Genomic DNA, 21302 nt, shown 5'->3' on the forward strand with positions numbered 1-21302 from the left:
TCAGGTCCGGCGTCTCCGAGTCGTCGACGGCCACGGCCTGCCGGGTCAGCACGACGAGCGGCGCACCGACGCCGTCGTCCTGGGCCAGCCAGGACTGGAGCGCGGCCAGCGTCGCCACCACGTCCCCGTCGACCCGCAGTACGTTGTCCAGCGCTGCCGGCGCGGCCGCGAGGGCCGCCTCCGGCCAGTCGACGGCGAACAGGGTGTCCCGCCCGACGGCGGGCCCGGCGCCCACCCCCTCGGCGGGGACGGGCCGGGTGACCAGCGATTCCACGGTGATCACCGGCCGGCCGGCCGGGTCGGTGGCCTCCAGGCGGTAGGAGTCGGATCCGGTCACGGTGACCAGCACCCGCAGCTCCGTCGCGGCGGCGGCGTGCAGGGTGACACCCCGGTAGGCGAACGGGAGCCGACGGGTACGGGCAGCAGCCGGGTCGCCGACGGCGGGGTCGCGGTCCGCGCCGTCGAGGGCGGGCAGCTGGGCGGCGGCGTCCAACAGCGCGGGGTGCAGGCCGAACCGGGCCGCGTCGTTGGTCAGTTGCTCCGGCAGGACGGCGAGCGCGTGGAGCGTCGCGCCGTCCCGCCAGACCTCGCGCAGCCCGCGGAAGGCCGGACCGTAGTCCAGTCCGACGGCGGCCAGCAGCTCGTACGCCTCCTCGGGGGCGAGGTGCTCGGCGCCCTCGGCAGGCTCCCAGGCGGTGGGCACGGCCGGGTCGGGCCGGCCCGCGGACAGCAGACCGCTCGCGTGCCGGGTCCAGGCGCCGTCCACGGCCGCCGGGGCGGCCTGGGAGGTCCGGTCGGCCGGGGCGGGCCGGGAGTGGATCGTGACCGGACGCGCGCCGGTCCCGTCCGGCGCGCCGACGGCCACGTGCAGGTGCAGGGTGTCGCGCTCGGGCAGCACGAGCGGGGCCTCGATCACCAGCTCGTCCAGGGTGCTCGCGCCGACCTCGTCGCCCGCCCGGATCGCCAGCTCGACCAGGGCCGCGCCGGGCGCCAGGACGGTGCCCAGCGCCACGTGGTCGGCGAGCCAGGGGTGGGTGGCGAGGGAGAGGCTGCCGGTGAGCAGCACGCCCTCCGAGTCGGCCCGGGCGACGGCCGCGCCGAGCACGGCGTGGTCGACGGCCGCCAGGCCGAGTCCGCCCGCGTCGGCGGCGGTCCGGGTGGCGGGCTCCAGCCAGTAGCGGCGGCGCTGGAACGGGTAGGTGGGAAGGGCGAGCCTCGGGCGGTGCCCGCCGCCGAACAGGGCGGTCCAGTCGACGGGGTGGCCCTGGATGTGGATCCGGGCGAGCGCCGTCAGCGCCGTCCGCTGCTCGGGCCGCTCCCGGCGCAGGACCGGGACGGCGGTGACGGCCTCGTCCAGGCCGGCGCCGACGAGGCCCGTGAGGGTGCCGTCGGGGCCGAGTTCGACGAAGGTCGTCGCGCCCTCGGCGGCCAGGGTGGTCACCACGTCGGCGAAGCGCACGGCCCCGCGGACCTGTCGCACCCAGTACTCCGGGTCGGTGATCTCCTCCGAACCCGCCACCAGGCCGGTGACGTTGGAGACCACCGGGATCTCGGGGTGCCGGAAGGTCAGGGTCTGTGCGACGGTGAGGAACTCGTCCAGCATGCCGTCCATGTGGGCCGAGTGGAACGCGTGGCTGACCCGAAGGCGGCGGGTACGGCGGTCCGCGAAGTGCTCCCTCACGCTCTCGACGGCCGCCTCGTCACCCGAAACCACCACCGCACGGGGCCCGTTGACGGCCGCGACGTCCACGCCGTCGACGAGGACGGCCCGGACCTCCTCCTCCGTCGCCTCCAGCGCCACCATCGCCCCACCACCCGGCAGCGCCTGCATCAACCGCGCACGGGCACCCACCAGCACCGCCGCGTCCTCCAGCGACAGCACCCCCGCCACATGCGCCGCCGCCAACTCACCGATCGAATGGCCCGCGACGAAGTCCGGCCGCACACCCCACGACTCGAACAACCGGAACAGCGCCACCTCCACCGCGAACAGCGCCGGCTGCGTCCAACCCGTCTCGTCCAGCCCCTCACCCGAGGCGATCACCTCGCCCAACGGCAGCCCCAACGCCCCCGCCACCGCATCGAAAGCCTCGGCGAACACCGGCTGGGAAGCGTACAACTCACGCCCCATACCGACCCGCTGGGAACCCTGCCCCGAGAACAGGAACGCCAGACCGCCCGAACCCGCCACCCCGCGCACCACATCCGCACCCTCCGGATCACGCAGCGCCGCCGGATCACCCAGCACCACCGCCCGCTCCTCCAACGCCGCCCGGCCCACGGCCAGCGACTGGGCGAGGTCCACCGGATCGGCGGTGAGGGCCAACTCGGCCACACGAGCGCCCTGTTCGCGCAGCGCCTCGGGCGAACGCGCCGACACGACGAACGGCAGCAGCGCAGCGTCCACCGACGGCCCGGCAACCTCGACCGGCGCGGTCTCCTCCACCGGGGCCTGCTCGACGATGACATGGGCGTTGGTGCCGGAGACACCGAACGCGGACACCGCGGCGCGGCGCGGACGCTCCAGCGCCGGCCACTGCCGCTGCTCGGTCAGCAGCTCCACCGTGCCCGCCGACCAGTCCACGTGCGGAGACGGCTCGTCCACGTGCAGCGTGCGCGGCAGCACACCGTGCCGGATCGCCAGCACCGACTTGATCACACCCGCCACACCGGCCGCGGCCTGGGTGTGACCGATGTTCGACTTCACCGAACCCAGCCACAGCGGCTGTTCGGGCGAACGCTGCTGCCCGTAGGTCGCGATCAGCGCCTGCGCCTCGATCGGGTCGCCCAGCCGGGTGCCGGTGCCGTGCGCCTCGACCACGTCCACGTCCGCGGCGGTGAGCCCGGCGGAGTCGAGCGCCGCCCGGATCACCCGCTGCTGCGAAGTGCCGCTGGGGGCGGTGAGCTGGCTGGAGCGGCCGTCCTGGTTGACGGCGGAGCCGCGCAGCAGGGCGAGCACCCGGTGGCCGTTGCGGCGGGCGTCGGAGAGCCGCTCCAGGACCAGCAGACCGGCGCCCTCGCCCCAGCCGGTGCCGTCGGCGGCGGCGGCGAAGGGCTTGCAGCGGCCGTCGGCGGCCAGGCCGCGCTGGCGGCTGAACTCGATGAACATGCCCGGCGCGGCGAGCACGGTGGCGCCGCCGGCCAGGGCGAGCGAGCTCTCGCCGGAGCGCAGCGAGCGGGCGGCGAGGTGGAGCGCGACCAGCGAGGAGGAGCAGGCGGTGTCGACGGTCACCGCCGGGCCCTCCAGGCCGAGGGTGTAGGCGATCCGGCCGGAGGCGACGGAGGTGGTGGTGCCGGTCAGGACGTAGCCGTCGGTCTGCTCGGCGGGCAGGTGGTGCATGCTCGGCCCGTACTCCTGGGCGATGACGCCCGCGAACACGCCGGTGCGGGTACCGCGCAGGGCCGCCGGGTCGATCGCGGCGTCCTCCAGGGCCTGCCAGGCGGTCTCCAGGAGCAGGCGCTGCTGGGGCTCGGCGGCGAGCGCCTCGCGGGGCGAGATGCCGAAGAAGTCGGCGTCGAACTCGCCCGCGTCGTAGAGGAATCCGCCCTCGCGGGCGTAGCTGCGGCCGGCCCGGTCGGGGTCGGGGTCGTAGAGGTGGTCGAGGTCCCAGCCCCGGTCGGTGGGGAAGGGGCCGACGACGTCGCGCTCCTCGGTGACCAGCCGCCACAGCTCGTCGGGGGTGTCGGCGCCGCCGGGGAAGCGGCAGGCCATGCCGACGATGGCGATCGGCTCCTCCGCCCCGGTCCCGCCGTCGGCGGCGGGGTCGGTGACGGCGGCGCGGGCCTCCGCGTCGCGCAGGCGGCGGCGGGTCTGGTGCAGCTCGGCGGCAACCTTGTTGAGGTAGTCGCGCAGCTTCTGCTCGTTGGTGCTCATATCTGCGGTGCCTCTCTCAGGAAATGCCGAGCTCGTTGTCGATGAAGTCGAAGATGTCGTCGTCGCTGACGTCGGTGATGCGGATGGCGAGGTCGCCGTCGCCCTCGGTGTCGGGCGGGCCGGTCAGGCCGGCGAGCAGGGCGGTGAGCCGGTCGACGGCCTCGGCCCGGGCGGCCGGGTCGGCGGCGAGGGCGCTCAGGGTGCGCTCCAGCCGGTCGAACTCGGCTGCCGCGTCGACGGGTTCGGATCCCGAGGCGGCTTCCGGCGCTCCGGCCGGGGCGGCCGGCGGCGGGGCGAGCCGCTCGCGCAGATGGGCGGCGAGGGCGGCCGGGGTGGGGTGGTCGAAGAGGGCGGTGGTGGGCAGTCGCAGACCGGTCGCGGTGTTCACCCGGTTGCGCAGCTCGATCACCCCGAGGGAGTCGAACTCGCTGTCCATGAATCCGAGTTCCGGCCGGATCGCGGTCGCGTCCGGGTGGCCGAGCACGGCCGCGGCGGTGGCCAGGACCAGCGCCAGCAACTGCCGTTCCTGCTCGGCCGGCGGCTGCCCGGCCAGTCGGGCCAGCAGCGCGGCCGGTCCGTCGGCACCGCCCCGGGCGGCCGGGCGGGCCCGGTGCCGGGCGAGTCCGCGCAGCACCGGCGCCAGCCGGTCGGCGGGAACGGCCGCCGGGTCCAGCCGGGCGGCCACCAGGGCGGCGTCCGGGACACCGGCGGTGCCGGGGGCTCCGCCAGGGGTGCCGAGCGCGGCGTCGAACAGCGCGAGCGCCTGCTCGTCGGTCATCGGCGCCAGACCGGTGGCGCCGAGGCGCTCCCGCTCGGCGGCGCTGAGGCCCGCCGCCATGCCTCCCTCGGCCTGCGCCCAGTGGCCCCAGGCGAGCGAGACGGCGGGCAGGCCGCGCACCCTCCGGTGCTGTGCCAGCGCGTCCAACTCGGCGTTGGCGGCGCCGTAGTTGGCCTGGCCGGGGTTGCCCAGCAGGCCCACGGCGGAGGAGAACAGGACGAACGCGGCCAGGTCGTGGGAGCGGGTCAGCTCGTGCAGGTGCCGGGCACCGTCGGCCTTGGGCCGGCCGACGCTGCGCAGCCGTTCGGCGGTGAGCGAGCCGAGCACGGCGTCGTCCAGGACCCCGGCGGTGTGCACGACGGCAGTCAGCGGCCGTTCGGCGGGGACGGCCGCGAGCAGCGCCGCGACGGCGTCCCGGTCGCCGACGTCGGCGGCCCGCACGGTCACCTCGGCGCCCGACTCGGCCAGTTCGGCGACGAGTTCGGCGATGCCCGGGGCCTGCGGTCCCCTACGCCCGGCGAGCAGCAGGTGCCGGACGCCGTGCCGGTCGACCAGGCGGCGGGCGACGAGCCGGCCGAGGGCGCCGGTGCCGCCGGTCACCAGGACGGTGCCCTCGGGGTCGAGCGGGGCGGGCAGGGTCAGTGCGAGCTTGCCGGTGTGCCGGGCCTGGCTCAGCCGGCGCACCGCCTGCGTGGCCTGCCGGACGTCCTGGGCGTGGACCGGCAACGGGCGCAGCGCGCCCTTCGCGAAGAGTCCGGCGAGTTCGGCGAGGATCTCGGCGATCCGGTCGGGGTCGACGTCGAACAGGTCGAAGGCCAGGTAGGCGGCGCCGTCGTGGTCGGCGGCGACGGTGGCCGGGTCGCGCGGGTCGGTCTTGCCCATCTCGACGAACCGGCCGCCGGGGGCGAGCAGGCGCAGCGAGGCGTCGGTGAACTCGTGGGCCAGCGCGTTGAGGACGACGTCGACACCCCGGCCGCCGGTGGCGGCGCGGAAGGCCGGCTCGAAGTCGAGGGTGCGGCTGGAGGCGACCCGGTCGCCGACCAGGCCGAGCCCGCGCAGCACGCCCCACTTGCCGGGGCCGGCCGTGGCGAGCACCACCGAGCCTCCGTGCTGGGCGAGTTGGACGGCCGCCTGGCCGACGCCGCCGGTCGCGGCGTGGATCAGGACGGATTCGCCGGACCGCAGCCGGGCGAGGTCGTAGAGGCCGTGGTAGGCGGTGAGGAAGGCGACCGGGGCGGTGGCGGCCTCGGCCCAGGTCCAGCCGTCGGGGACGGGGAGGAGCAGCCGGTGGTCGGTGACCGCGACCGGGCCGAGGGTGCCCTGCACCAGGCCCATCACCCGGTCGCCGGGCCGCAGTCCGGTGACGCCGGGGCCGGTCTCCAGGACGGTGCCCGCTCCCTCGGCGCCGATCCGGGCGCCGCCCGGGTAGAGGCCGAGGGTGATCAGCACGTCCCGGAAGTTGAGGCCGGCGGCGCGCAGGGCGAGCCGGACCTCCCCGGCGGCCAGCGGGCGGCGGGCCTCGGGGGCGGGCAGCAGGGCGAGCGAGTCCAGGCTGCCGGGGGTGGCGGTGTCGAGCCGCCAGGTGTCGGCGGTGCCGGGGCCGACGGCACCGGGGGCGACGGCGTCGGGGGCGAGGGCGCCGGGGGCGAGCCGGTCGCCCGGGCGGGAGCGGGCGAGCCTGGGGACGAGGATCTCCCCTGCCCGCAGGGCGAGTTGGGGTTCACCATCGGCGGCGTTGTGCTGCGCCGCGGCGAGGGCCCCGCCGAGGGCGGCACGGCTCGCGGGGGTGGTGTCGGTGTCCAGGAGGACGAAGCGGTCGGGGTGTTCGGCCTGGGCGGTGCGGACCAGGCCCCAGACCGCGCCGGCCGCCGGTTCGGGGACGTCCTCGCCGGGGTGGGTGGCGACGGCGTGCTCGGTGAGCAGCGCCAGGGTGCCGGTGTGCGCGGCGTCCAGCCAGCCGTGCAGCAGGGCGAGCGCCTGTTCGGCGGTGCGGACGGGGGCGAGCACGCTCTGCCCGGGGGCGGCCTCGGCGAGGGAGGCGAGCACGGGCCGCTCGTCCACCGGGTCGGCGGCTCCGGCCGGGTCTGCGGCTCCGGCCGGGTCGGCCAGCCGGGCCCAGTCGACCGGCGGCGCGTCGGCGGCCGTGAGCGGGAGCCAGTCCAGCCGGTACAGCGAGTCCGGACCGGCGGCCGCCGGGGCCCGCAGGGTCAGCGCGCCGACGGTGGCGACCGGCAGCCCGGCCGGGTCGGTCAGCTCCAGGGCGACGGTGTCGGGCCCGGCCGGGGTGATCCGGGCCCTCAGGGCGCCGGTCCCGGTGCCGGTGCGGTGCACGGTGACGTCCCGCCAGGAGAACGGCAGCACCGTCCGCTCGGCGTCCAGGACGACGGCGTGCAGCACGGCGTCCAGCAGTGCCGGGTGCAGGGCGTAGGACTCGGCCTCGGCGGCGGGCAGCACCGGCGGCGCGGTGACCTCGGCGTAGCGCCGCTCGCCGTCGACGGCGGCCGCGGTGAGGCCCCGGAAGGCGGGACCGTAGTGGTAGCCCCGCTCGGCGAGGCGGTCGTAGGCGTCGGCGAGGTCGAGCGGCACGGCGGCCGGCGGCGCGGCGGCGACGGCGGACCCGGCGGCCTCCGCAGGCTCCACCGGCGCGACGGCGACGGCCCCGGTGGCGTGGGTGGTCCAGTCGGAGTCCCCGACCTCCCCGGCCTCCGGCTGGGACCGGATCCGCAGCGGTCGGCTCCCCTCCTCGTCGGCGGCGCCCAGCAGCACCTGGAGCCGCACCCCGGCCCGGGCGGCCGCCGGCAGGGCGAGCGGCGCGGCCAGGTCCAGGGTCTCCACCCGGGCAGCACCCGCCCGCAGCGCGGCCTGCACGGCCAGCTCCAGGAAGGCGGTGCCCGGCAGCAGGACGGTCCCGGCGACGGTGTGGTCGGCCAGCCACGGGTGGGTCCGCAGGGAGAGCCGGCCGGTGAACAACCAGCCATCGCCGTCCGGGAGTTCGGTGACCCCGGTGAGCAGAGGGTGTCCGGTCGGGGCGAGACCGCCGGGGCCGTCGGCGGTGTGCCCGGCCGGAGTGTCCAGCCAGTGCCGGCGGCGCTCGAAGGGGTAGGTGGGCAGCTCGGGGCGGTCGGCCCCGGCGGCGGCCGGCAGGGCGGCGGCCCAGTCGACCGGCACCCCGTGCACGTGCAGCCGGGCCAGCGCCTCGGCGACGGTCGCCCGTTCCGGCCGGTCGGCGCGCAGCAGCGCGGCGATCGCCCGCGCGGGCGGGGCGGGGAGGGCCGTGTCGGCGTCGGCGAGCGCCTCCTCGGTGAGGGCGGTCAGCACGGGGCCGGGTCCGAGTTCCAGGTAGGCGGTGGTGCCGAGGCCGTCCAGGGTGCGCACACCGTCGTGGAAGCGGACCGCCTCCCGGATGTGCCGCACCCAGTACCCGGGGTCGGTCAGCTCCCCGGCCCGGGCGAGGCCGCCGTGCAGGTTGGAGACCACGGGGGTGTGCGGCTCCCGGTAGTCGAGCCGCTCGGCGACCGCGCGGAACTCGTCCAGCACCGCGTCCATGTGCGGTGAGTGGAACGCCCGGCCGACCGTCAGCAGCTTGACCCGCCGTCCGCGCGCCCGCCACTCCTCGGCCAGCCGGCGGACCTCGGCCCCGTCGCCGGAAAGGACGACGGAGGACGGGCCGTTGACGGCGGCGATCGCCACCCGGTCGGCGAGCGGCGCCAGTTCGGGCGCGACCTCGGCCTCGGTGGCCCCGATCGCGGCCATCGCGCCGTGCGCGGGCAGTGCCTCCATCAGCCGGCCGCGGGCGGCGACCAGCGCCACCGCGTCGGGCAGGGTGAGCACACCGGCCAGGTGCGCGGCGCTCAACTCGCCGATGGAGTGGCCGATCAGCCGCTCCGGGCGCAGGCCGTACGCCTCGACCGCGAGCCGGTGCAGAGCGACGTGCAGGGTGAACAGGGCGGGCTGGGTGTAGGCGGTGGTGTCCAGCAGGGCGGCCGGTGCGGTGCCGGGCTCGGCGAACAGCACCTCGGTCAGCGGCGTGGCCAGATGCGGGGCGAACAGCTCCGCGATCTCGTCCACCGCGGCCCGGAACACCGGCTCGCCCGCGTACAGTTCGCGGCCGGCACCCGGCCGCTGGCTGCCCTGGCCGGAGTAGAGGAAGGCCGGTCCGGACGGGCGGGCGGCCTCGGCCCGGAGCAGGCCGGGGGCGTTCTCGGCGCCCTCGGCCAGTGCCCGCAGGGCCTCGGTACGGGCCTCGGCCGCACCGCCCAGGACGGCGGCCCGGTGCGCGAAGTGGGTGCGGCCGGTGGCCAGGGCCCGGGCGACGCCGGGGGCTTCGGGCGCGACCGCGTCCAGCAGCCGGGCGGCCTGGGCCCGCAGGGCGGCGGGCGTCCGGGCCGACAGCAGCAGCGGGGCGTCGGACAGCGCCGTGTGCTCCTCGGAAAGCTCGGGCTCCTCGGAAAGCTCGGGCTCCTCCGGCGCGGCCTCCAGGATCAGGTGCGCGTTGGTGCCGCTGATCCCGAAGGAGGACACCGCCGCGCGGCGCGGCCGGTCCGTGACGGGCCAGGCGCGCGTCCCGTCGAGCAGCTCCACGCTGCCCGCCGACCAGTCGACGTGGGGCGAGGGTGCGTCCAGGTGCAGCGTGCCCGGCAGTTCGCCGTGCCGCAGCGCCTGCACCAGCTTGATCACCCCGGTGACCCCGGCCGCGGCCTGGGTGTGCCCGAGGTTGGACTTCGACGAGCCCAGCAGGACCGGCTGTTCGCCCGGGCCCCGCTGCCCGTAGGTGGCAAGCAGCGCCCGGGCCTCGATCGGGTCGCCGAGCGCGGTGCCGGTGCCGTGCGCCTCGACCGCGTCCACGTCGGCCGGGGTGAGCCCGGCCGAGGCGAGCGCCTGGCGGATGACCCGCTCCTGGGCCGGGCCGTTGGGGGCGGTCAGCCCGTTGGAGGCGCCGTCCTGGTTCACGGCGCTGCCCCGCACCAGTGCCAGCACCCGGTGCCCGTTGCGGCGGGCCGCGGAGAGCCGCTCCAGCAGCACCAGTCCGACACCCTCGGCCCAGGCGGTCCCGTCGGCGGCGGCCGCGAAGGGCTTGCAGCGGCCGTCCGGCGCCAGGCCGCGCTGCCGGCTGAACTCGGTGAACATGCCGGGCGAGGACATCACCGTGGCACCGCCCGCGAGGGCGAGGTCGCACTCCCCCGCGCGCAGCGCCTGCGCGGCCAGGTGGATCGCGACCAGCGAGGAGGAGCAGGCGGTGTCGATGGTGATGGCGGGCCCCTCCAGCCCGAGCGCGTACGCGAGCCGGCCGGAGGCGACGGAGGTCAGGGTGCCGGTGAGGGCGTGCCCCTCGTACCCGGCGGGCGTCTCGTGCAGGCGCGGCCCGTAGTCCTGCGGCATGACACCGACGAACACGCCGGTGCGGGTGCCGCGCAGGGCGGCCGGGACGATGCCGGCCCGCTCGGTCAGCTCCCAGGCGGACTCCAGCAGCAGCCGCTGCTGGGGGTCGGTCGCGGCGGCCTCGCGCGGCGGGAGGCCGAAGAAGGCGCCGTCGAACTCGTCGGCGTCGTAGAGGAATCCGCCCTGGCGGGTGTAGGAGGTGCCGGGGCGCTCGCCGTCCGGGTCGAACAGCGCGTCGAGGTCCCAGCCCCGGTTCTCCGGGAACGGGCCGATGGCGTCCCGGCCGTCGCGGAGCAGCTCCCACAGCTGCTCGGGGGTGTCGGCGCCGCCCGGCCAGCGGCCGCTGAGGGCGACCACGGCGATCGGGTCGTCCGCCGCTCCCGGACCGTCGGCGGGGTGCGCGGCCACGGCTCCCGCCCCGGCTTCCGCACCGGCGGCGGCACCGGCGGCACCGGCGGCGTCCGGCCGCTCGGCGAGGAAGGCGGCGACGGCGCGCGGCGTCGGCCGGTCGTACACCAGGCTGGTCGGCAGGGCGCGGCCGACCGAGCCCGCGAGGCGGTCGCGGAACTCGACCGAGGCGACGGAGTCGAAGCCGAGGTCCTTGAAGGTGCGGTCCGGGTCCACGGCCTCCGCCCCGCCGGACTCGCCGAGCACGATCGCCGCACCCGCGCGGACGGCGGCCAGCGCGGTCGCCTCGTCCAGGACGGGCGCCTCCGGGACGTCCGCCGGGAGGACCGTGTTGTCCGCGGTCTCCTCGACCGCCGTCTCCTCGACCGCCGCGCGGCCCGACCCGGCCGCCGGCGCGACCGGCCCGCCGTCCGGCAGCCAGAGCCGGCGGCGCTGGAACGCGTACGTCGGCAGACCGGTGAGCCGCTGCCCCGGCCCGGACCAGGCCCGCCAGTCGACCGCGCCGCCGCGCACGAACAGCTCGGCGACGGCGCCGCCGAACTGATCGAGGCCGCCGTGGTCGCGCCGCAGCGTGCCGGTGACCGCCGCCGCGCCGTCCGTCAACTCGCCCAGACCGAGAGTGAGTACGGGGTGCGGGCTGCTCTCGACGAAGGCCCGGTGGCCGTCGGCCAGGGCGGCCCGCACGGCCCGGTCCAGCCGGACGGTGCCGCGCAGGTTGCGGAACCAGTACCCGCCGTCCAGCCCGGCGGTGTCGAGACGGCCGCCGGTGAGCGTCGAGTAGAAGGCGACGTCGGCGGTGCGCGGGCGGATCCCGGCCAGCAGCTCGGCCAGGGACTCGCGCAGCGGCTCCATCTGGGCCGAGTGCGAGGCGTAGTCGACGGGCACGAGCTTAGCCCGTACGCCCTCCGAGCGGTACACCTCGACCAGTGCCTCGACGGCCTCCCGCTCGCCCGAAACCACCGTGGAGGTGGGGCCGTTGACGGCGGCGACGCCGAGCAGGTCCGGGTCCGGCGCGGCCGCGATGGCGGCCTCCACCTCGGCGACGGGCAGCGGGACGGCGGCCATCGCGCCCCGGCCGGTCAGGCCGAGCCCGGCGATCGCCTGCGACCGCAGGGCGACCACGGCGGCCGCGTCCTCCAGCGAGAGCGCGCCCGCCACATGGGCGGCGGCGATCTCACCCTGGGAGTGGCCGATCACCGCGTCGGGCCGCACGCCCGCCGCCTCCCAGAGCGCGGCCAGGGACACCATGACGGCGAACAGGGCGGGCTGGACGACATCGACCCGGTCCAGGCCGGGCGCTCCCGGCCGGCCGCGCAGCACCGCGTCCAGCGACCAGTCGACGTGCGGGGCGAGGGCCTTCTCGGTCTCCTCGATCTTCGCCGCGAACACCGCTGCGGTGTCGAGCAGTTCACGCGCCATGGCGTCCCACTGGGCGCCCTGGCCGGGGAAGACCAGCACGGTGCCGGCGCCGCCCGCGGACACCGCCCGGCCCTGCACCAGGCCCGGCAGCTGGCCGCCCCCGGCGAGGGCGTCCAGACCGGCGAGCAGCTCGGACCGATCGGTGCCGGTGACGGCCGCCCGGTACTCGAAGGCGGTCCTGGTGGTGGCCAGCGCCCGCCCGAGGTCCGTCGGCGCGAGCTCCTCCCGCTGCTCGGCGAACTCCCGCAGCCGGGCGGCCTGTTCGCGCAGACCGGCCGGCGTCCGGGCGGACAGCGGCCACAGCGCCGGCCACGGCGCGGACTCCGTCGCCGCGTCGTCGTCCGCACCGATCACGGCCGGGGCCGTCTCCGGGGCGTCGGCGACCAGCACATGGGCGTTGGTACCGCCCACACCGAAGGAGCTGACCCCGGCGATCAGCCGCCCCTCCGGGTCCGGCCAGGGACCGGACCCGGTACGGACGGCCAGGCCGAGCCCGTCGAAGTCGATGTCCGGGTTCGGCGTACGGAAGTTGAGGCTCGCGGGCAGTCGGCGGTGGCGCACCGCCAGCACCGTCTTCAGCAGGCCGACCAGGCCCGCCGCACCCTCCAGGTGGCCCACATTGGTCTTCGCGGAGCCGACCTGCAGCGGCCGCTCCGCCGGACGCCCCGCGCCCAGCGCGGCACCGAGACCGGCGGCCTCGAGCGGGTCGCCGACCCGGGTACCGGTGCCGTGCAGTTCGACGTACTGCACCAGGCCCGGGGCGACGTCCGCGCGCCGGGCGGCGGCGCGGATCACGGCCGCCTGGGCCTCGGCGCTCGGCACGGTGAGCCCGTCCGTCCCGCCGTCGCTGTTGACGGCGCTGCCGAGCAGCACGGCGTGCACGGGGTCGCCGTCGGCGACGGCGCGGGCGAGCGGCTTCAGCACCAGCAGCACGGCGCCCTCGCCGCGCGCGTAGCCGTCGGCACCCGCGTCGAAGGTGGCGCAGCGGCCCTCGGGCGACAGGGCGCCGAACCGCTCGACGGTGAGGGTGGACTCGGGGGCGAGGTTGAGGTTCACGCCGGCGACCAGGGCGACGTCCGACTCCCCGGTGCGCAGGCTCTCCAGCGCGAGGTGGACGGCGACCAGCGAGGAGGACTGCGCGGAGTCGACGGTGAGGCTGGGGCCGCGCAGGTCGAGGGCGTGGGAGACGCGGTTGGCGATCAGGCCCCGGTTGACACCGGTGAGGCTGTGCCGGGTGATCGCGTCGGCCCCGGTGGTGAGGGTGCTCCAGTCGCCGGCGATGGCGCCGACGAAGACGCCGGCCCGCCGCCCGGCCAGGGCGGCGGGGAGGATGCCCGCGTCCTCCAGGGCCTCCCAGGCGAGTTCGAGCACGAGCCGCTGCTGCGGGTCGGCGGCGGCGGCCTCGCCGGCCGCGAGGCCGAAGAACTCGGCGTCGAAGCGGTCGACCTGGTCGAGCCAGCCGGCGGCCAGCCGCGGCCGCGCCGCGTCGGCGAACCGGTCCGGCGGCACGGTGCCGACACTGCTGGTGCCGCTGTCGAGCAGCCGCCAGAACGCCTCGGGGTCCGCCGCACCGGGCAGACGGCAGGCGGCGCCGACAACGGCCACCGCCTCCGGCGGGCCGGACTGCGGTGCGGACGGGTCGAGGGGTTCCAGGGTCGCCATGGTGGTTCCACTCCTGAGGGCCGGCGGCTGGGGTGACGAACCTCAGCGTTCCGTGGCACCCCCGCCCACCGGCCCCCTAGCCAACCCCTGTCGAACCCCTATGGCACCCCCGACGACCTCGGCAATCACCGCCTCGGACGTCTCTTGGCACCCGCCTCGCCGACGGTCCGTCACCATTCCGTCATGACCGACCGACGGACCGTCACCACGGGGCGCGGGTGACATCACCCGCAGCGGGTAGGCCACGGGACCGGGCTCGGGTGGCTCCCTCGCCCTGCGCAAGGGAGCCACCGAAACGTGCCACGAATCTCAGTGGCCCCTTGCTCCGTGCAGAGGCCACCGGAACACCACTGCCCGTGCAAGCCTCCCCATCGGCGGGCCGAGGGTGGCTGCTCCATCACCTCGATCGCCAAGCTGCTCGGCGTCTCCCCGGGCACCCTGTGCAACCACATCCCCGACCTGCGCGAACTGCGCGCGGGCGCCGGCCCCCGCCAGCTCGAAGCCCCCCGAAGCAGCCCAGCACGAGCAAGATCAATCTCAGCGGCACTTTCTGTACGGCAACTACTCACACCCGGTTCAGCGGGGCAGGATGCGCAGTACTGCCTCGCGTTCGCCGCTGAGCCGCAGCCCTTGCTGTAGTGCGGCACTCAGATCGAGGTCGCCGAGCAGGGTCGCGGCCAGCAGGTGCGGCGGTCCGGTCAGGGACGCGGTGGGGTGGTCGACCCGGCCGGCGTGGGTGTGCACCGAGCCGTCCTTGACTTCGATGACCAGGTCCTCATTGCCGTCGGCGTGCAGTTGCAGGGCGATTGCCGGCTGGTCGGGGCGGTGGTCGGTCAGCGCCCGGGCGGGCATGTCCAGCCAGTGGGTGCGGAAGGTGTCGCTGCCGCCCGGCTCGCGCAACAGCGGCACACCCCACCGGCTCAGCTCCTGCAGCACCGGCTCCAGCGCGCGGCCACGCTCAGTGAGGGAGAACAGGGTGGTGGCCACCGGCGGCGGGGCGGCCTCGCGGTGGATCAGGCCGACTCCCTCGAGTTCGCGGAGCCGGTCGACCAGCAGGTTGCTGGCGATCCCGGGCAGCCCATTGCGCAGGTCGGTGTGCCGGCACGGACCCAGGGCGAGCAGTTCACGGACGATCAGCAGGGTCCATCGGTCGCCGATGGTGTCCAGTGCTTTCGCGATGCCGCAGTACTGCCCGTAGGTGCGCATGCCACCACCCTACATCGGGTGTTGAGATTCAATATCGTGGTGTTGAGATTCAAAACTCTCTTGTTGACTTTCTCAACGAAGTCGGTCTAGCGTCGCTGCCCATGACCACCACCCTTTCCGTGCGTCGGCTGGCCTGGGCCGGCGTCGAGATCCGCCTCGGCGACACCCGCCTGCTGATCGACCCGCTCGAGAACGTCGCTCCGCTGGCGCCGGTGATGGGAGCGCCGCACCGGCCGGTCGACCCGGTCGACACCCCGCCCGGCACCCACGCCCTCATCACCCACCTGCACCCCGACCACTACGACCACGACCTGATCGCCCGGATCGCGGCCACCGGCACGATCGGCTGCCACACCCCGAGCGCGGCGGCGCTGCACGAGGCGGGCATCACCCCCGTTGCCCAGGACCTGGGCCAGTCACGCCGCATCGGAGCGCTGACCGTCACCCCGGTGACCTCGCTGGACTGGCGCGGCAACGACTGCGACCAGGTCGCCTGGGTCGTCGAAGGCGCCGGCCGGCGGGTCATCCACTGCGGCGACACCCAGTGGCACGGCAGCTGGTGGCAGATCGCCCGCGACCACGGCCCGTTCGACGTCGCGTTCGTCCCGGTCAACGGCGTCATCGCCCACTTCGAGGGCTACGCGGCCAACGTCCCGGCGACCATGACCCCCGAGCAGGGCGTCGAGGCCGCCGTCGCACTCGGCGCCGACACCGTCTGCGCCATGCACTACGGCCTGTTCCACAACCCGCCGTTCTACACCGAACAACCCGACATCGAGCAGCGCTTCCAGCACGCCGCCGACGAGCGCGGCATCACCGCGGCCATCGTCGCCGACGGCCAGCCCGTCCTGTGACCAGCAGAAACAAGGAGCAACACATGAAGATCGTCCTGTTCGGTGCCAGCGGAAACATCGGCCGGCCCACCACCGAGGAGCTCCTGCGTCGCGGCCACACCGTCACCGCGGTCACCCGAGCCGGCCACGTCGACGGACTCAACCACAAGGCCCTCACCGTGACCACCGGTGACGTCACAGACGCCGCCGCGGTCGCCGGCCTCGCCGCCTCCCACGACGCCGTACTGTCGGCCGTCGGCCCCCGGATCGGCCAGGAGAACGACCGCGCCACGATCGTCGGTGCCGCCCGTGCGCTGATCGAGGGACTCCGCCGAGCCGGCGTCACCCGCCTGGTCACCATCGGCGGCGCCGGTAGCCTGCGCACGCCGACCGGCGCCCGGGTCATGGACGACCCGGACTTCCCCGCGCTGTGGAAGGCCAACGCCGAGGCCCAGTCCGAAGCGCTCGACCTCTACCGTGGCGTGCACGACCTCGACTGGACGTACGTGTCGCCCGCCGCGGTCATCGGTGCGGGCGAGCGGACCGGGGCCTACCGCAGCGCCGGGGACACCCTGCTCACCGACGAGGACGGCAACAGCCGCATCTCGTACGCCGACTACGCGATCGCCTTGGCCGACACGGTCGAGAGCGGCACCGCGATCCGCCGCCGCATCACCGTGGCGTACTGAGCCATGAGCAACGACGCCGCCGGCCGGCACACCCGAGTCATCGTCCTGCTCGCAGCACTCGCGGCCCTGGGACCACTGTCCATCGACGGCTACCTGCCCGGACTGCCGGACCTCGCCGACGACCTGCGCGCCGGCGCCGCGGCCACCCAGCTCACCATCACCGCCTGTCTGGCCGGGCTGGCCGTCGGGCAGCTGATCGCCGGGCCGCTGAGCGACACCTACGGCCGGCGGCGTCCGTTGCTGGCGGGCCTCGCCCTCTACACGATCGCCAGCGCGCTCTGCGCGGTGGCACCCGACGTCCGGACCTTCGTCGTCCTGCGCCTGGTCCAGGGCATCGGCGGGGCGTTCGGCATCGTCATCGCCAACGCCATGGTCCGCGACCGCACCTCCGGAACCCGCACCGCACGTCTCTTCTCCGCACTGACCTTGATCACCGGCCTGGCGCCGGTGTTCGCGCCGGTCCTCGGCGGCCAGCTACTGCGCGTCACGGCCTGGCCCGGAATCTTCGTGGCCCTGGCCGTACTCGGCGCCGTGATGCTGGCGGCCTCCGCCGCAGGACTGCCGCAGACCCGCCCCTCCGCGTCACGCCAGCCGCTGCCGGCTGTCGTCGGGCAGCTGCTCGGCGACCGGGTCTTCACCGGGTACGTCCTGGCCAACGGCCTGGTCTTCGCGGCGATGTTCGCCTACATCTCCGGCTCGCCGTTCGTCCTGCAGGAAATCCACGGCCTGTCACCGCAGCAGTACAGCGCCGTGTTCGCCGTCAACGCCGCCGGACTCATTGCGGCCGCCCAGGTCAGCGGCCGGCTGGTGGCCCGGGCCGGCGCCCGCGTGCTGCTGCTCGCCGGTCTGCTGGGCGCGACAGCCGGTGGCACCACGGTCCTGGGCGCGGTGCTGACACGGGCACCCCTGCCCGTGCTCCTGATCGGCCTGTTCGTCCTGGTCTCCAGCGTGGGCCTGGTCATGCCGAACGCCGCGGCCCAGGCCCTGGCCGACCACGGCGGACACGCCGGGTCGGCCGCCGCTCTGCTCGGCTTCAGCCAGTTCGTGTTCGGCGGGGCACTTGCTCCGCTGGCCGGCGCGGGTGGCGCCACCGACGCCTTGCCGATGGGAATCATCGTCGCCGTGCTGCCGGCGCTCGCTCTGCTCACACTCGGCGTCCTGACCCGGTCGATGCCCGGTGAGCGCACTCGCAGGCCGGCTCGCCAAGGACCTGCCGGGCACCGGCGACCGCGTCGGCACCCACGCGGATCCTCTCCGTGACCGGCTCGCACGGCGCTTCCCGGTGTCCGGCGGACAGCCGGGAACCGGGAAGCGCCGCCCTCAGCCGGCGACCAGGTCGGCGCGGCGGGGGAACGCCGGGCGCGGCGGGGTGCCGTCGGTGGCGCCGGACGGGACCGGGCCGAGCAGTCGGGCGAGGTCGACCCGGCGGCGGACGCCGAGCTTGCGGTAGACCCGGGTGAGGTGCTGCTCGACGGTGGAGACGGTGATGTAGAGCTTGCGGGCGATGTCCCGGTTGGACAGGCCGCGCGCGGCGAGCTCCGCGACCCGGCCCTCGGCCTCGGAGAGCCCGCCGGCGGTGCCCTCCGGGGCCGGGACCGAAGTGGCGACCGGGAGCGGCCGTCCGGCCACCGGCAACGGCGACGCCGGCAGCGCGGACACCGGCAGCAAGGACACCGGCGCCTGCGGCCGCACCGGCACCACGGCCAGCGCCGGCGTCCGGCGCACCCGGCGGTCGGCCCGGCGGGCCCGGCCCGGGTCGCCGTCGTGCTGGTGGGCCTCGCTCAGCTCCCCCAGTGCCGCCGCCAGTTCGGATTCCGCGCCGGCCTCCTCCAGCAGTCCGACGGCGCGTTCCAGCAGCTCCGTGCGCTCGGCCGGTCCGCCCGCCGCCGCGCGGATCCGCAGCGCCAGGCCGCGGATCCTGGGGTGGCCGACCGGCCCGAGCCGGGCGAGCTGCTGGTCCGCGAGGGCGGCGGCGCTGCCCGGGCGGCCGAGGGCGAGCTGGGCGCGGGCCGCACCCAGCCGCCAGGGTGCGATGGCCGGCAGGTGGTCCACGCCCCAGCGGGCCATGGTGTCGCCGCAGGCGCGGTAGTCGGCGAGGGCCTGCTCGGCCCGGCCGAGGGCGAGCCGGTGACCGGCCAGCGCGTAGCGGTGGTGCAGTCCGGCGGGCGTGTGCTCCAGGCCCGCCGGGGTGGGCAGCTCCAGGAAGTGCGCGGCGTCCTGGTGCAGGCCGAGCGCGGTGCGGGCGGCCGCCATGGTCGCCAGCGGCAGCCCCACGGCCACCCCCCAGGCCTCCGGGCGGACGTGTGCGAACGCGGCGCGCCCGGCCTCGTCGGCGCTGCGCAGGTCGCCCTGGCGCAGCGCCGCCTCGGCGCGCAGCGCGGCCAGCAGGGCGTTCCAGTGGGCGCCGCAGCGGGCGCCGGCGCGTTCGGCGAGCGGGGCGCACCAGTGGGTGGCCCGGTCGGCGCGGTCGGCGTAGAGCAGGACGGTGAGCGCGGCGGTGAGGGATTCGGTGCGTACGCCGCCGAGGCGGCCGGCGCGCAGCACGAGTTCGGCGTGGACCACGGCGTCCTCGGGGGACACGGTGCCGGCGAGGAGGGCGGCGAGCAGCCTCATGCCGTCGCCCCGGTCGGCGGTGGCGCCGTCGTGCGGGCCGCTCCGGCGGGCGGGGTTGGGGAGCAGCGCGGGGTACCAGTAGGCGAGCCAGTGGCGCAGGGGCTCGGTGTGGACGGCCTGGCCGGGGACGGCTTCGAAGCGGGCGAGCGCGGCGGTGCCCTCGTCGATCCGGCCGTGCCAGAAGTGGTGGCGCAGGCGCTTGAGTTCGTGGCGAAGCGCGGTGTCGGCGTCGGTGACGGTGCCGGGAAGGGTGGGGACGCATTCGACGGCGGGGCCGGTCGGCGCCGGGCCGGACCACAGCTGCAGGGCGTGGGCCGGTACGGGTCCGAAGCCGCCGGTGGCACCGGGCTCCTCCGCCGCGGCCTCGGCCTGCACGACGTCCTCCGCCGCAATCGCGTCCGCCGCAATCGCGTCCGCCGCCATGTCGTCCGCGGCGACGTCCTCCGCAACCGTCGCCCCGGGCGCCTCCCACGCCCCGCTTCCCCCGCCGAACTCCGGCAGCACCGCACCGGGCTCCCCCGCACCGGCGGCGGGCGCCGGTCCGAGCGAGCTGCGCAGGTGCCCCTCGGCGACCCGGGCGTGCCCGTCGACGGTGGCCGCCGTCGCGCCGGCGGCGCGCAGGAGCCGGCCGGCCCGCTGGTGCAGGGCGGCGAGTTCGAGCGGCCGCATCGCGGCGAGCAGGTCCCCGGCGGCGGTGGGGTGGCGGAAGCCGCCGTCGCGGAACAGCCCGGCGGCGTGCAGCAGGTACAGCGCCCGGGGCAGCGCGTCGGGGGCGAGCAGCAGCAGTTCGGCGAGCAGTTCCGGGGTGGCGCCGGTGCCGAGCACCGCGACGCCGCGCGCGTAGTGCAGGGCGAGCGGGTCGATCCGGTGCAGGCAGTGCATCAGGCCGCGCCGGTAGCCCTCGCCGACGACCAGGGCGCCGGGGCTGCCGGCCCGTTCCTGGTCGCCGACGAGGCTGTGCACCAGCAGCGGGTTGCCGCCGGTGAGGGTGTGCGCCTCGGCCGCGTGCCGTTCGGCGGCCGCGGCGCCGAGGCGGGTGCGCAGCACCTCGGCGACGAGTTCGGTGCTGAGCAGGTCGAGCCTGATGTGCTGGTGGTGCGGCTGGCGGGCGAGTTCGACCTCGAACAGCGGGTGCGCCGGGGTCATGGTCTCGCGCGAGCTGAGGACGGTGAGCACGCCGGTGCCCCGGGTGCGGCGGACCAGGTAGAGCAGGAACTCCAGGGACTGCGGGTCGGCGTCCTGCCGGTCGTCGACGGCGATCAGCACGGGGGCGCGTTCGGCCAGGCCGCGGACCAGCCGGAACAGGCCCTCCAGGACGCGCTGGGTGAGCCGTCCGGCGGGGCGGTCGGAGGGGGCGGGGACGGTGCCGGAGGCCGCGCCCTCGGCGAGCAGGGCCTCGGCGGTGGCGGCCTCCTCGGGGGCGAGGTCGGCGCCCTGGAGGAGCTGGCGGGCCAGGCCGAGCGGGAACTCGCGTTCGAGCGGCGAGCCGGTGCCGACCAGGACCTGGACGCCGCGCTCGGCGGCGGTGTCGGTGAAGGCGTAGAGCAGGTCACTGCGGCCGCTGCCGACGGAGCCGTGCAGCACGATCACGCTGCCGGCGCCGGCCGCGCAGCGGTCCAGGGCGTGGTGCAGCCGCCGGTACTCGGACTCGCGGCCGGCCGGCGAGGTTCTGGAGGGATCGTACGGATCGTGCGGCGGGGACACGGGAAGGGGGGACATCCGTTCTCCTGGTGCAGGGCGCACGGGAGGACGGGCCGCTGGGCGCTCCTCCTCGCGCGGGTTCGTGGGCGAGGGAATCGGACGGACCGACCGGGGCGGGCGGGGACGCCCGGCCGGCCGACCGGCTCAGCGACAGAGGGAGCTGGCGCGCCGCAGCAGGTCGACGTCGAGGCGGGCGACCAGGCGGAGGTCGGCACCGAGCAGCGGGGCGGCGGACGTCGTACGCGAACCGATGAGCGACGACGGCTGCGAACCGGCGCACTGTCCGCCTGCCCGCTGTGCCACGACGTTCTCCGTCCCCCGCGCCCTCCCGGGCCCAAAACCGCGCTTGTGACGGTCCGTAGGTCGGACGGACCCTCACCTGGCTTATCCCCGGGGCACCCCACCGCAGTGTGGGGGTTGCCGGTCAGCCGGCCGGGGCCTTGGGGCTGACACTCTTCGCCGCCTCCGAGTCTAGGAAGCGCCCGGCGAGCGCGTCAATCGGCCGGACCCCGGAATCCGGCCCACCGGCCGGTTCACCACGGGGCGCAACGGTCGCGCAACACGCCCGCCACAGTGCGGCCCGGGGCCGCTCCCCAGCCTGCGCCCCGGCGGCCCGCGCCCCCGGGCCACCCCCGCGACACTCCCGCCGCTCAGCCCGCCAGTCCGTGCCCGGCCAGCCGGCGGCGCAGCCCGGCGAGTTCGCGCCGGACCAGCGGCGGCAGCCCGTCCACCCCGCCACC

8 protein-coding genes and 1 riboswitch are annotated in these 21302 nt (G+C 76.3%); of the genes, 3 read left to right on the forward strand and 5 right to left on the reverse strand.

From position 1 onward, the window contains the following. The 3 genes from BI06_RS44705 to BI06_RS44715 form a co-directional block, all read right to left on the reverse strand. The coding region (locus BI06_RS44705; protein WP_369826409.1) for a type I polyketide synthase at window positions 1-3853 on the reverse strand (3853 nt) is incomplete at its 3' end. A gap of 37 nt (window positions 3854-3890) precedes the next feature. After that, the gene (locus tag BI06_RS44710) at window positions 3891-13520 is read right to left on the reverse strand and encodes a type I polyketide synthase (RefSeq protein WP_082559108.1); all 9630 of its coding nucleotides are present in this window, start codon (window positions 13518-13520) and stop codon (window positions 3891-3893) included. 576 nt (window positions 13521-14096) lie between these two features. After that, a complete protein-coding gene (locus BI06_RS44715; RefSeq protein WP_043478784.1) occupies window positions 14097-14726 on the reverse strand; it encodes a winged helix-turn-helix transcriptional regulator in 630 nt (209 codons plus the stop codon). Window positions 14727-14827: 101 nt separating this feature from the next. On the opposite strand from BI06_RS44715, the gene BI06_RS44720 reads away from it, so the two are divergent. Genes BI06_RS44720 through BI06_RS44730 form a run of 3 tightly spaced genes read left to right on the forward strand, consistent with a single transcriptional unit; the run spans window position 14828 to window position 17508 of the window. Then, window positions 14828-15580, forward strand: coding sequence for an MBL fold metallo-hydrolase (locus BI06_RS44720; RefSeq protein ID WP_043478787.1), 753 nt, complete (start codon window positions 14828-14830; stop codon window positions 15578-15580). 23 nt (window positions 15581-15603) lie between these two features. Continuing rightward, on the forward strand, window positions 15604-16248 hold the full coding sequence (locus BI06_RS44725; protein WP_043478790.1) for an NAD(P)-dependent oxidoreductase: 645 nt from the start codon (window positions 15604-15606) through the stop codon (window positions 16246-16248). 3 nt (window positions 16249-16251) lie between these two features. After that, window positions 16252-17508: a multidrug effflux MFS transporter gene (locus BI06_RS44730; protein WP_051743072.1), complete on the forward strand. Its 1257-nt coding sequence runs from the start codon at window positions 16252-16254 to the stop codon at window positions 17506-17508. A 60-nt stretch (window positions 17509-17568) separates the two neighbouring features. Here BI06_RS44730 and BI06_RS44735 read toward each other — a convergent pair whose 3' ends face one another. Both BI06_RS44735 and BI06_RS52150 read right to left on the reverse strand, forming a co-directional pair. After that, window positions 17569-20580: a LuxR family transcriptional regulator gene (locus tag BI06_RS44735; protein WP_082559110.1), complete on the reverse strand. Its 3012-nt coding sequence runs from the start codon at window positions 20578-20580 to the stop codon at window positions 17569-17571. Between the two features lie 126 nt (window positions 20581-20706). Then, entirely contained in the window at window positions 20707-20865 is a 159-nt protein-coding gene (locus tag BI06_RS52150) for a hypothetical protein (RefSeq protein ID WP_157855485.1), read from the reverse strand. Window positions 20866-20899: 34 nt separating this feature from the next. Further along, a riboswitch (SAM riboswitch) is annotated at window positions 20900-21023 on the reverse strand. Window positions 21024-21302 lie beyond the last annotated feature (279 nt).

The sequence above is a fragment of the Kitasatospora sp. MBT66 genome, from assembly GCF_000710405.2.
GTDB lineage: Bacteria > Actinomycetota > Actinomycetes > Streptomycetales > Streptomycetaceae > Kitasatospora > Kitasatospora purpeofusca.